The sequence below is a fragment of the Psychrobacter sp. genome, assembly GCF_041554015.1.
Classification (GTDB): Bacteria; Pseudomonadota; Gammaproteobacteria; order Pseudomonadales; family Moraxellaceae; genus Psychrobacter.
Window position 1 is genome coordinate 16,102 of the sequence record NZ_JBFFMS010000001.1, and the last position, 12,840, is coordinate 28,941.

General features: G+C 43.0%; 14 protein-coding genes. 6 read left to right on the forward strand and 8 right to left on the reverse strand.

Features of this window, described 5'->3' with window-relative positions:
- Positions 1 to 63: 63 nt before the first annotated feature.
- A complete protein-coding gene (gene ispZ, locus ABYU67_RS00075) occupies positions 64 to 615 on the reverse strand; it encodes a septation protein IspZ (RefSeq protein WP_372842908.1) in 552 nt (183 codons plus the stop codon).
- A 154-nt stretch (positions 616 to 769) separates the two neighbouring features.
- Between ispZ and ABYU67_RS00080 the strand changes: the two genes are divergently transcribed.
- Positions 770 to 1,651 carry a PHP domain-containing protein gene (locus tag ABYU67_RS00080; protein ID WP_372842909.1) on the forward strand — a complete coding sequence of 294 codons (882 nt, stop codon included), beginning with the start codon at positions 770 to 772 and terminating at the stop codon, positions 1,649 to 1,651.
- Positions 1,652 to 1,817: 166 nt separating this feature from the next.
- Positions 1,818 to 3,338, forward strand: coding sequence for a diguanylate cyclase (locus ABYU67_RS00085; RefSeq protein WP_372842910.1), 1,521 nt, complete (start codon positions 1,818 to 1,820; stop codon positions 3,336 to 3,338).
- Positions 3,339 to 3,432: 94 nt separating this feature from the next.
- On the opposite strand, the gene truD is transcribed toward ABYU67_RS00085, so the two are convergent.
- Positions 3,433 to 4,608, reverse strand: a complete 1,176-nt coding sequence (gene truD, locus ABYU67_RS00090) for a tRNA pseudouridine(13) synthase TruD (protein ID WP_372842911.1) — start codon at positions 4,606 to 4,608, stop codon at positions 3,433 to 3,435.
- Between the two features lie 171 nt (positions 4,609 to 4,779).
- Here truD and ABYU67_RS00095 point away from each other — a divergent pair, with 171 nt between their 5' ends.
- Entirely contained in the window at positions 4,780 to 6,420 is a 1,641-nt protein-coding gene (locus tag ABYU67_RS00095) for an FAD-dependent oxidoreductase (protein ID WP_372842912.1), read from the forward strand.
- A gap of 233 nt (positions 6,421 to 6,653) precedes the next feature.
- A complete protein-coding gene (locus ABYU67_RS00100; RefSeq protein ID WP_372842913.1) occupies positions 6,654 to 7,259 on the forward strand; it encodes a GNAT family N-acetyltransferase in 606 nt (201 codons plus the stop codon).
- A 19-nt stretch (positions 7,260 to 7,278) separates the two neighbouring features.
- On the opposite strand, the gene ABYU67_RS00105 is transcribed toward ABYU67_RS00100, so the two are convergent.
- The gene (locus tag ABYU67_RS00105; protein WP_372842914.1) at positions 7,279 to 7,488 is read right to left on the reverse strand and encodes a hypothetical protein; all 210 of its coding nucleotides are present in this window, start codon (positions 7,486 to 7,488) and stop codon (positions 7,279 to 7,281) included.
- Positions 7,489 to 7,592: 104 nt separating this feature from the next.
- On the opposite strand from ABYU67_RS00105, the gene ABYU67_RS00110 reads away from it, so the two are divergent.
- Positions 7,593 to 7,961 carry a hypothetical protein gene (locus ABYU67_RS00110; protein WP_372842915.1) on the forward strand — a complete coding sequence of 123 codons (369 nt, stop codon included), beginning with the start codon at positions 7,593 to 7,595 and terminating at the stop codon, positions 7,959 to 7,961.
- Between the two features lie 196 nt (positions 7,962 to 8,157).
- Here ABYU67_RS00110 and gorA read toward each other — a convergent pair whose 3' ends face one another.
- From gorA to ABYU67_RS00125, 3 genes are all read right to left on the reverse strand, one after another.
- Complete coding sequence (gene gorA / locus ABYU67_RS00115; RefSeq protein WP_372842916.1) at positions 8,158 to 9,513, reverse strand: glutathione-disulfide reductase; 1,356 nt, start codon at positions 9,511 to 9,513, stop codon at positions 8,158 to 8,160.
- Positions 9,514 to 9,700: 187 nt separating this feature from the next.
- A complete protein-coding gene (locus ABYU67_RS00120) occupies positions 9,701 to 10,153 on the reverse strand; it encodes a threonine/serine exporter family protein (protein WP_068037441.1) in 453 nt (150 codons plus the stop codon).
- Between the two features lies 1 nt (position 10,154).
- Positions 10,155 to 10,946, reverse strand: coding sequence for a threonine/serine exporter ThrE family protein (locus tag ABYU67_RS00125; protein WP_372842917.1), 792 nt, complete (start codon positions 10,944 to 10,946; stop codon positions 10,155 to 10,157).
- 163 nt (positions 10,947 to 11,109) lie between these two features.
- Between ABYU67_RS00125 and ABYU67_RS00130 the strand changes: the two genes are divergently transcribed.
- On the forward strand, positions 11,110 to 11,391 hold the full coding sequence (locus tag ABYU67_RS00130; protein ID WP_372842918.1) for a DUF503 domain-containing protein: 282 nt from the start codon (positions 11,110 to 11,112) through the stop codon (positions 11,389 to 11,391).
- A gap of 91 nt (positions 11,392 to 11,482) precedes the next feature.
- Here the strand turns inward: ABYU67_RS00130 and ABYU67_RS00135 are convergent, their stop codons facing one another.
- Together ABYU67_RS00135 and ABYU67_RS00140 are read right to left on the reverse strand one after the other, a co-directional pair.
- Positions 11,483 to 11,845: a hypothetical protein gene (locus ABYU67_RS00135; RefSeq protein WP_372842919.1), complete on the reverse strand. Its 363-nt coding sequence runs from the start codon at positions 11,843 to 11,845 to the stop codon at positions 11,483 to 11,485.
- Between the two features lie 98 nt (positions 11,846 to 11,943).
- The gene (locus ABYU67_RS00140; protein WP_372842920.1) at positions 11,944 to 12,801 is read right to left on the reverse strand and encodes a DUF5677 domain-containing protein; all 858 of its coding nucleotides are present in this window, start codon (positions 12,799 to 12,801) and stop codon (positions 11,944 to 11,946) included.
- Positions 12,802 to 12,840 lie beyond the last annotated feature (39 nt).

Here is a 12,840-nt window from a genome sequence, read left to right on the forward strand (position 1 = left end):
TTATCATCGACATTCAGAGATAACAGAGAATCTACGATAAAATATCAGCTGCCATGTAACATTTTATTTGGCGGACTTATCCGTTAACGCAGGGTTTAGATGCTTTTTTAATAACAAAAACTGAGCAACGACAAATACCAACATGAGCGGAATCCAGCCATAAGTCTTAAAGTTAATCCAAGCCTCATCAGACATGGTAAATGCCGTGATATAATGCAAAATGCCCATCATGGCAAAAAACAATGCCCAAGCGACGGTCAGTTTTTTCCAACCACTCATCGTGAGCGAAAAAACATCCTTCATTGCCAATTGCATTAAAGGTTTGTTGATTGCAGCACTGACCAGTAGCGTGAGCGCAAAAATACCGTTGATGATGGGTGATTTCCAGCGCAGGTAAATATCGTCACGTAACAGTAAAGTGCCACCGCAGAAAACGATGGTTAATAGTAAAACAACCCATTGTTGTTTATCGAATTTGCCTTTTTGACGCACAAAGTGAATCGCATAGACGACGATAGTGGCAATAAGCAATGCGCCAGCTGCCGCCAAAATACCATTGTAACGGGCAGCAATAAAAAACGCGATTAAAGGAATGAAGTCTAATAAGGCTTTCATAGCAAATAAAATATCCAACCAAAACGTATGCGCTAGTTTACACGTCTACTGCGCCAAAAAAAAGCAATCAACGCTATAATCCTCTGATATGAGCTGCTTTGGCGCTTTTGGTCCTATTTACATCAAAAATATTCAAAACCTTAAGGTCTGCTTTATGAAAATCGACTTACATTGTCATAGTACTTGCTCTGATGGCACTTATGCGCCGGTAGAAGTGGTGCAACGCGCTCATAGTGCTGGCATCAAGGTATTGGCTTTGACCGATCATGATACCTTGCTCGGTATCGATGAGGCGCGTGCGGCGGCTGATGCTTGCGGCATACAACTTATCAATGGCGTAGAAATTAGCTGTGAGCACACCTTGAGTGGCGGCTATGGTAAAAATAAATCGACCACTAAAATCATCCATGTACTGGGACTTGATTTTAGTGATCGCGAAAAAATGCACGCTACGCTACAGCAGTTACAAGACAGCCGCGCCACTCGTGGTCAGCGTATCACCGAAAAGCTCAGTGAGCTACTCAGTATCGATTACGATGAGTTATGGCAAGCGGTTCTCGCCAAAGCAGGTGGCAATCCGCAAGCGGTCGGACGGGCACATATCGGACAAGTATTGTTTGAGCGCGGCGAGGTCAAGACCGTACAAAAAGCCTTTGATAAATATCTGGCGGACAACAAGCCAGCTTATGTGGCGATTGAGGCGCTGACGATGCAGCGTGGCATTGAACTGATTCACCAATGTGGCGGCAAAGCGGTGTTGGCACATCCAACACGTTATCAGCTCTCAGCGACGCGTGTCCGTAAGCTTATCGAAGAGTTTGCGCAGCTTGGCGGTGATGCTTGTGAGTTACCTGCCAATAGCGAGCCTGTCAGCACCCGTAGAATGGTTGATCGTAGTATCGCTGAGCACAAGCTTGCAGCATCGATAGGCAGCGACTTTCATGGGAGCAATATGCCATGGCGACGCTTGGGCGATGTCCCCAATATGCATCCTGAGCAGCAAGGTATTTGGCAATCTTTCACCGCTCTGTCTTAGATAAACGCAGGCTGAATTTATTAACCGCTAAATCAATTAAACAGATTGATAAATAAGAGAAAAATTGCCACACTCAATGACACGTTCAGATTTAGTATCAATCACGACACCGGATAGATTGCTATGCTTTTGGCTCAATCACTTTCATTCTTTGCGGTAGCCCCTTATGGCTTTTTCGATATCTCATCTAGGCTATAGAAAACTCTCGCGAGTCATTTTTGAGTGGCAGGCTGCTGATAGAGCGTTGCTACTAGCTTTGTTTGTGTTGATGGAAATCGCCTTACATTGGATCTGGTGTTTGTTTGTTTGGTTCCATAAAGATACCTATGGCACATATGTTGACATGGCGCTGTTGTATCCTCTATGGATTGCTATTACGCTGCTCGGTCTCTTCTTTTTATGGATGGTCAGTCGCTCATCGCCTATCAAAACCGCTCAAGGCTCACTACATGCGTGGCAGGCGATTTTAATCACGCTTTATAGTACCTATATTGCGTTGATTGTTTTGATGATGGGTCACAGCAGTCTGGTAGCGGGGGTGTCGCTGGTAGGCGGGGCGATGCTCGGTATGATGCTCATCCGGCGTCGCTATGTCTGGAAGGCATTTTTGGCGCATAGTATGCTGATTTTTTTGGCGACGTTGATTCCCTATTTTGGTTTTAGCATTCCCAATCTGCAACAAATGACGATGACCTCTTTCCCCTTGGACAGTTATAGCTATTTGACCTATAGCGAGACCGAAGCGATCGAGAAAGCCGTCTCCGCGTCGATATTTGAAAATGGTACCCTCAGCTGGGATACTTTTAATCAGCTGCGATCTTCTTCTGCGTTTTTTTGGCGCAGCACACATATTTATATGTCGCTGCCAAAAGCCATTTTTATCATCTATATGTTCCGCACGCTTTTGTTGATATTGGATAACAGTAAAGCTGAGATTATGCAGTATGCCAATCATGACGAATTGACCCAACTGAAAAGTCGCCGTTACGGCTTAACAGAAATGCAGCAGGCCCTTTTGGCAATGGGCGATCAGCAGGATTTTAGCATTATCTTATTAGACTTGGATTGGTTTAAAAATATCAATGATAATTATGGTCATGATGTTGGCGACCACGTACTGTGCGAAGTTGCACAGACTTTATTGAATTCATTGACCGATGCGGCGATTGTGAGTCGGTATGGTGGAGAAGAGTTTTTAATCGTGCTCCCAAATACCTCGCATGACAGCGTCATGACGATTGCTAAACAGCTGCGGCGAGATATTGCTGAGCAGGTCATCAGCGGGGACAACCATACCGATTTTAATGTTACTGCAAGTTTGGGGGTTTATACCTTGACGCATGATGAACGTATTCAGATTCAAAGTGAGTATAGGGCGACTGAAGGTAAAGAAAATGTCCAATCGCCAAATCATTTGAAAAAAGACCGCTTATCTCTTAAGCGGCTGCAAAAAAGCAGCTCAATACAAAACAGCTCGCAGCGAAGAATTGCTCATAGAAGAAAACGCGTCGCTACAGAAATCGCAAAGGCGCAATTGCCCATCGACATCTGTCAGCGCTTGATTTGTATCGCTGATAAAGCCCTGTATGAAGCCAAGGATCGTGGACGTAATCAAGTCGTTAGTGCTAATGAAGTACTAGCAGCAGAAAAAAGCACCGTTATCTCATTTTATACCGCTCGCAAATAAGTCGTCACTTTAACCCTTGATATCTTCAATATTTATGACTGATATCTTCGGTGTTTACGACTGATATCTTCAGTATCTATGATAACAAGGACGTTTAAGTATTCAATGTCTGTACCAAGCTCGCCAATACGCTGGTCGCAAAACTACCAGTCGTTAACGTAAAGTTTAGTACCAGTATCAGCCCATCGTCTTTATCCTGCCACTCCCAGCTTAATGCTTCAATAGGCAAACGCAGCGCGCGCCGCTGCGCTTTGATATCGCGCTGCTCCAGACCTGCGGCTAGCTGGGTTAATAATGGACTATGGGCGACTATATCTGCTTCTATGGCTGCTGCTTTGCCGCTAACCTTTTCATTAGCTTTGCCCCAAAGTACAGCGGTCGGATGGATATCGCCTGACTCAAGTCGTGCCCGTAAGGTGTCGTCTATCTCGTCGCTGCTAAATATCGAGCCTGAGCCATCTAGATTAAATATCTCACCTGCAAGCCCGTTATTCCAGCTGCCATCACGGACACGTGCTGCCAATATCTCATTAAATATCAAACTGCGCGCGGCCGACAGCTCCATGGTGTTTTGCTCACGTGGCACGCGTTTACGTTTGCCTTTATTAGGCTGCGGACGTACTTCAGGTACGGGACGTGCAAACAATGACAATGCTTCTCTAATATTATTGCCACTGCGCCCAAAGCGCTGCGGCCCAAAATAATTGGGCACGCCGCTTTGACTGATGGCTGCTAAGTGCTCCTCGACTGCTTGCTTGGCAGACACGATATGTTCAGGATTGATAGAAGCATTATCAAAACCTGCAAATTCGATATCGCGCAAGGTAATAATAAATTGATTGGCGCGGTGCGTGCCGCGATTGAGTTTTTTATTGTGCCACTGCTGCTCAAGGATGGTGACCGACTCATTGGCACTGATATCGACAGGTGTAAACTCAGAGTCTGGTAATTGCTTTTTGGGTATGCGCAGGCTAAACCACTGGGTCGTTAGCGCATGACGGTCTTTTAGTCCTGAGAAACCGACATCCCGTAAGGGAATATCTGCCCATTCGGACAACAGTTTTGCAAGATAAGCGGTATTTATCCCAGACTTTTGGATATGTAACCACAAGTGCTCACCCTCACCCGTGAACGCTAATGGTAGTAATTCATTGACAATAAAATCTGTGTTATAAGCTTTATACGTGGCTTGTTTTAACGGCTGCTGCCTAGGCTGCGGTAACTGGGCGGTATCGGTGGCGGTGGTAATATCATGGTCTTGAACAGTCATAAGAGGGTCTTTTACATTTTATAGAACATTAATAGGGATAAAAAAAGCAGTCATTACGTTTTGCAACGTGGTCAACATACAAAGCAACAGCATCATCTTAGTGGGCTTGCTACTATCGATGAGTCTCGATATGCTTTAAGTAGGCATGATTATAACCGTTAAGGATGACTTATGAGTAATGCAGCGACTATAACGACAGTCACGATAAACAAAGCTGATATCGTCAGCGGTGGCATGAAATCGTACCAGCAAGATGACGATAGTATCATTTTAATTACCCGTGATGAGGATGAATTTAGCGCATTTGACGGTAAATGCCCGCATGCTGGAGCAAATTTGGGCGATGGTTTACGGTGCGGTAATCGTGTTATTTGTCCTTGGCATCATGCAACTTTTGATAGCCGTGATGGCGCATTATTAGAGCCAATCGCGACAGAAGGCTTGACTCAATATCAAATTATCGATAATGGCGACAGCCTAACGGTTGATACCTCAGTCAAGATAAATAAGCATATTAAAGCGGATAGACTAACTGATACCCATACTGTTATCGTTGGCGGCGGCGGTGCAGGTTTTATGACCGCCCATCAGCTGCGTAAGACAGGCTATGGTGGCAAGATTACCTTGGTGAGTGCTGAGGACAAAGCCCCTTATAACCGCCCTTTACTATCCAAAGCTTTTTTGGCAGGTAACATGCCAGAAGACAAGCTATTACTGGGCGGCGCAGATTGGGCGCGTAAACACGATATTGAGCTGCACTTAAACCAAACTATCAGTCAGGTGCTGCCCAATGAGCGCAGCATTGTAATGAAAGATAAGGATGATAATGAGAATAGACAAACAGCAGATTACCTAGTCGTCGCAACCGGCGCTGAACCTAAAATTCCCCCTATTAAAGGCGCAACCCTTGATGGTGTCTATACCCTGCGCAGCATGGAAGATGCCAAACTAATCAAAGCCGCCAGTCATGATCAGCGCGTGGTGATCGTCGGGACAGGTTTTATCGGTATGGAGGTGGCGGCAGCATTGGCGCAATCGGGCACGACCGCTTCTATCACCGTTATCGGTCAAACGCATCGGGTGATGAGCAATATTGTCTCAGAAACAGTCAGTGATGCGCTGATCAAATTGCATAAAGAAAACGGTGTAGAGTTTTTGTTTGATGCAAGCGTTGCTGAAATCACAACAGCTGAAAATACTACTGATAATGATGAAGATAATTTCTCACAAGTGTCTGGCGTCACATTAGCCAATGGTGAGCAAATCGATGCTGATATCGTCATCTTAGGAACAGGGGTTACACCGCGTATCGCGCTATTACAGGATACCAATCATCCAGATGGGGTACAAGTTGACGAGCAGCTGCAATTGCGTCACGGTCTTTATGCACTGGGCGATATCGCTAAAGCGCCTAGTAAGCTGGGGCATATGCGTATCGAGCACTGGCGGGTGGCATTACAACATGGCATGGTGACGGCAGCAGCGATACTAGACGATGACAAGGTCACCTCGCTTGCAGAGTGTATTCCCTTCTTTTGGACGATGCAATATGGCAAAAGCCTGCGCTATAGCGGACATGCTGCGACGCCAGATTATGCTGTTTTATTGGGTGCGCCTGAGAGTTTTAACTACATAGAATACTATTTTGATGACAAAGGCGAGAACACGCGAGCCAGTGCCGCAAGCGCGCTTGGACGTGATAAAGAGCTGGTGGCATTCTCTGAGCTATTACGTCAAGGTCATGCACCAACACGGGCACAGATTAACGCAGGGTTCGATATCATCGAGCAAGCGCAGGCATTATCGCGCTAGTACTTTATGCAGATACAGATTACTATAAAAGCTGAGCTATTTATTTAGGTCAGCTTTTTAATCTATGATATATAGTAAAGAAAAATCTCACCTATTTTACCCATACATAAGGTGGATAAATTTTTTTTTGCGTGCTGTGCCTGCGCCGACAGAGGCTACAAAAATTGCTATTTGCCTCTTTATAACTTTTTTATAATGAAATGAATATACAAATAATAAAAGGACAAAATAATATGAATGAAGAAATGACTAATAATAAAACCGTTTTTTTACGTCAAGCACAAGCCAGTGATATCGGCGCACTTGAACAGCTATTGAACCGCTGCTATCGGCAGACAGAAGGCTGGACCAATGAAGCAGACTTAATCGGTGGTATTCGTATCACTCAAGATGAGCTGGCCAGTACCATTGCCAACCCCACCCATTATCTCTTTGTATACCCAAAGACGATCACAGGCGCGCGTGATGGCGAAGAAACCGGTGAGCTATTAGGCTGTATCGGAGTGGATATGCAAGGTCATGCTGATAATAAAAAAGCCTATATCGGTATGTTTGCTGTCCATCCTGAGCTACAAGGGCAAGGCATTGGCAATGTGATTTTGCAAGCAGCTGAGACATTTGCCGCTCGTCATCTACAATCAGATGATAAAGCTTCTGATAAAAACCCTGCCCGTCTGACCATGTCTATTTTAAGTCATCGTCCGGAGCTATTGTCTTATTATCAGCGCCGTGGTTATCAACTAAATGGCCATAAAATGCCGTTTCCAAATGACGGCAACAATGGCGAGCCAAAGCGTCAGGATTTGGAATTATTAGAATTGGAAAAATTCGTCCATTAAAAATATTTACAGACTGATTTTATTGACCCCAAAAGTATTTGGAAGTCATAAACAGTCCTGTGCTCAGTAGTAAAAATGCCGCCACAATAAAGCGCTTAAACCAGTTAAAGGCTGGCAAGCGTGTGGCACTGTCATTAGAGGTGATATAGGCAAATAAAAATATCAGACTAACAACCAAGGTCAAAATGCCAAGCCCGATTGGTAATATAAAAAAATACGCCTGCCACATGATTATCTCGCAACCATCATTATTAAGCACATCATAGCAGTATCCCGATTGTACTGTCTGATTTATCCGCCCCTTAAATTTTATAAAACTATCAGGATGACGACGTGAGAAATTTCAAAAAATGGGCATTCATACTGGTATCTATACCGTTGTTTGCCGCATGTTCTAATGCGCCTCCTGACGATACGGTTGAGGCGCTGATTGAAGCACAATATGAGCAAACTCCTAAGATAATAGAAGTGGCAAAGGCGAACGCAGGCAATGACAAGATGGCAAAAACCATGAGCGCAATGATGGAGAGCCTGATGCCAACGCTTGAGGGCGTTGAGAATATCGACTGTGATGCTATTGAGGGTGAAAACGCCTATCGCTGTAGCGCCGATGTCACGCAGACGATAGCGGGCAATAGTCAAACCAATAAGACCGATTTTAAGGTTTATAAACTCAATAATGAGTGGGTTTTGGGAGATTAATGGCTTTGATACTTTTTCATAAATAAGAGCTAGTAAATCAGTACTAATAAATAGGGGCTAGTAAATAAGCACTAACAAATAACCGCTTCTATTGATTGCTGATAATAAAAAAGGATGCCCAAACGGCATCCTTTTTACGTAATAGATAAGGCTATGGCTGATATTGCCCATTCTATAAAGACTAGCGCATCAAAGACTAGCGCATAGTCACAAACTCTTCTGAGCCAGTTGGATGAATGGCGATGGTATTGTCAAAGTCAGCCTTGGTTGCGCCCATCTTGATGGCCACTGCAAAGCCTTGAATCATCTCATCGACGCCAAAGCCGATACCGTGTAAGCCGATGACTTTTTCTTCCTCGCCTAAACATATCAGCTTCATCATAGACTTTTGGCGATGCTGAGTCACCGCACTATACATATCTGTAAAGGTGGAGGTATAGCATTTGATATTGTCTTTACCAAATTGATTTACGGCATCGATTTCAGACAAGCCAATGGTGCCGATAGGAGGATGGGTAAAGATAACCGTCGGTATCAGCTCATAGTTTAGATGCTCATTAGGCTTGTTATTAAACAAACGCTCCGAAAGCCTTCGACCTGCAGCGATAGCCACCGGTGTCAAATCAACACTATTTTCGATAATATCGCCGACCGCATAAATACCGTTAACAGTGGTATTTTGAAACTTGTCGACTTTAATTTTGCCGTTATCCGTAGTCTCAACCCCAGTTACTTGCAGATTGATATTGTCGGTAGAAGGCGCGCGACCAATCGCCCAAATCAAACAATCTACGGTATCAAGAGCACCATCTGTGGTGCATAAAGTTAGGCTACCATCGTCATTTTTAACAACTTCAGTGAGCATGGTGTTGGTATGCAGCTGAATACCGTCTTGCTCCATCTCTATCAGCAAGGTTTCAACGATGCTATGGTCAAATGAGCGCAGCGGTGAATGTTGACGCACGTACTGATGCACCTCTGCGCCAAGGCTATTTAGCACGCCAGCGATCTCAACGGCGATATATCCTGCGCCAACGATAGCGACACGTTTTGGCAACTCATTTAAAGCAAAAAAGCCATCAGAGTCGATGCCGTATTCTGCGCCTTTGATATTAGGCTTGATAGGATGACCACCTGTGGCAATCAAAATATGGTCAGCGGTAATCAGCTCGCCATTGACCTCTACGGTATTGCTATCGACGAATGTGGCAAAGCCTTTAATCACTTCAACACCGTTTTTTGCCAAGTTATTGTCATAAGCGCGATGAATGTTTTGGATGTACTGTTGGCGACTATTGACCAGCTTTTGAAAGTCAAAACCTTTTAGCTCAACGTCAAAGCCATAATCTGGCGCATATTTCTGAATGGCTCCAGCAACTTGTGCGCCGTACCACATGACCTTTTTAGGGACGCAGCCCAAGTTTACGCAAGTGCCGCCCAATTGGTTGGCTTCGATAATGGCACATTTTTTACCATAGCTCGCTGCGCGGTTGATTGAAGCGATGCCGCCGCTACCGCCACCAATGGCGATATAGTCATAATGTTTTGTCATATTGAGTCTCTTTATTCAGTACGTATTGATGCGTATTGGTGCAATTTTGCAGTCTATTATTTTTTAATTCTGTTATTTTGAACTCTATTGTAATGGGTATCATTATTAATCTTACAAGGTTTAGAATATGAGGCTGTACTAACTAGAATCAGTTTATAAAAGCGTTTAGGCAAAAGTAGACAACCACCTATACGATGGCACGCCGCCTATAAAATAATAGTCCCGGAATTGACAGGCCCAATACCAATCCTGAGGTCACAAATAAGGCTTCAAACAAATAGACCATCATTTGGCTAAATAACTCATCAGAAAAACCAAAATAGCCAATCTGTACCATACTGACCATCGCTTTATAAGCGGCGATACCTGGCATCATACAGATAACGCTTGGCGAGATTAACGCTTTGGGCGGTAGGGTATACTTTTTAGAAAAGTATACACCCAAAAAGCTGGCAAGCATCGCCCCAAAGAAGCTGGCCACCACCAGATGGATATGTTGATAGACCAGCGCTGTTTTTAGCCCAAATCCAAACGCAGTCATCAGCAAGCATGGCAAAATATAGCGTTTGGGCACGCTAAACATCAGCGTCCAACCAAGGGTAATAATGCATGACAGCACCACGGTTTCAATAAACCACATTTTAAAACCCCCAGTGCTGTATTTGCAGTAAAACCAGCGCCATCACAATGCCAACGCACGCCGACAAGGTCAGCATATAGGTAAAAACGGCACGGCCAACGCCAATATTGACATAGCCTTTTAGGATATCTGAGAAAGAATTAATCAAAGGAAAGCTTGGTACCAGTAACAGCACGCTTGAAGCAACGGCGATATCGGCATTATTACCGATATCAAAATAATAGGTGGATGAGCCAATTAAAGAGGCAATAAAAGCCGTCACGATAACGGTGATAAAGGGATTAAAATGGTGCTTGGCCAGATATATACGGGTAAACATCGCCACCATACCTGCGATAAAGGTCACGGCAGTAATTGACCAACTACCACCGTTTAGATAAGCAAATGCGGCACAAGATGCGCCAACGAATATGCCTACCAACCACGTTGGATACACTGACTTATTATCTAATTCATCAAAGGCGAGGGTAGTGCGGTCAACCAACGCATTATTATCTATGGCAGCTTCGGTTTTATTGATAATTTGCTGGATTTGTACCAATAAATTGACATTGATGTTCTGATTGATCGTGTCTCGAGTGGTGGTAATACAGCGCTCATCACAGATGGTGGTCAGGGTGATGGCATTAAAGTTCAGCGAACATTCTACGCTGTTCATCCCTAAGGCAAGACCCAAGCGTTTGGATAAGTCCACCACTACGGCAGACTCAGCGCCATATTGCATAAGGAGTAATCCGCAGCGCACGCATAATCGAGTAATGTGCTGCTGCTGTACGTAGCTGATAGAAGTCATTGATTAGATACGCATATTGGCTATTGTAAGATTTGTAAATGACAAAACTATAAACAGGGTGAGTAGTTATAGGCTATCAATACGGCAGGGTAACGATAGCATAACTTGCCGTGCTTATTTGCTACTATTATAAAGCGTAAACCACTGTCGCAAGGAGAATAAAATGCATATCGCTATCTTAACCCTGACTTTTGCGCTACCCGGCTGTGGCTCGTTAAAAGAAAAGCGCCAACGTATGGGCGGCTTGCATGCGCGCTTTGGCAATACGCCAAGCGTCGCAGTATGTGAAAGCGGTGAGCGTGATCGGCATGATGCCAGCGAATGGACGTTTGTGATCGTTGGACTGTCTAAACGTGAGGTCGAGTCGCAATGCAGTCAAATCGAGGAGAAGCTAGAACGTACGGTGGATGCAAGAGTGATGAATATTGAGAGAGGGTTTTTTTAGCTAGTAGATTGTAGACTCATATTATTGTTGATTGGCTATCTCAATTCACCTATATTTCCTTATTCATTCAGCGTAAGCTTAACAGTAAAAATTAAAATAATCCGAGCAGTCCTGCAATAACACCTAATGAAAGACATATTCCGAAAAACAAAAATTTATACTTGGGTATTTCAAATCTCTGTTTAAAATGAGAGCCATGATGGTGTTTTTCATCATGGCTCTTAAGCAGTTCAGAATTATCCATTTCTTTTATAGTGAATAATGCAACTGCTATTGGGGTATCGTTATAAAGTTTATAGTACGCGACTTGAGTACCTGTTAATAAGATGTCCTTACCTGTGTATGTGGACAAGTCGTAATGGAATAAAGTATTTTCGTATGTATCTTGAACGTAGGCGATACCTAATGTTCTATCTATATTAGTAATGATGCCATCACTTGGATCTGGACCCATTTTAGTCTCTATAGTTTGTATGTTGAGTGAATTATGTGACCTCTAACAATATGTTTTTGCTTAATATTGAATTCTTGGGTTTCTTTCTTGAAACTAACCTATTGGTTTTTTTTAAGCCATTGTTCATGTAGCTCTATGAACAATGAAACTCTATTCTCCAACTCTTCAATTTTTGTAAGTATTTGTCTAGGAGTATTATCAAAAAAACTTTCAAGATATTCTATGAGTAATGTTGGCACTAGGAATGCTATTGCAGTCAAAGGTTGAGGCCTTGGAGTATCCCAATCAAAATTAGGTATGAATTTCCCGTCGCTATTAGTATCTAAATGATGGAACATTAAGTCGCTCCAACTTCCATGGATTTCGTTCGAAGTCATAGAAAAATGAGACAAATATAATTTATCTAAACCTAGTGATTTAGTTTTCTCAAAAAAGTTTTTATTACCCCAGTTCCTTTCAGTTTTATGATCCATATCAAGATCAATATTTGACTTTGCGAACAAGTTTTCAATCGAAGACATCATTCTGTGCTCAATTGGTAGTACCATATTATTCCTTTCAGCAATAAGTGACTTAATTTCAGTGTAGAGCCTTTTGTCAGTTTTAAGTGAGTTAAGCTTATAAGATATTATTGTCTTTTCGTCATAGTTTTTGATTAAATATCTTGTATTTACAATACACTCAAAAGCTAGTCTTGTGAAAATCTGAACAAACTCTCCCTTTTGGTCACAAACATTGTCTAATACACCGAAAATTAATTTATAGAGTCTTACAAGGTTTCCCCCAATAACGGCTTGATCATCATTCCATGTAAATTCATTATTATCATATAAGTTAACTAATAAAGTAATATAACTTCCAACCTCAATAAGTAGATCAATAGAGACTTCAACGAAATGTCCTTCATGCTTATATGATTCAAGATTAAGATTAATCTCTGTTCTTTTAATATCCATACTAAAACCTCAAAAAATTAATTTTAACCTCAATCTCAA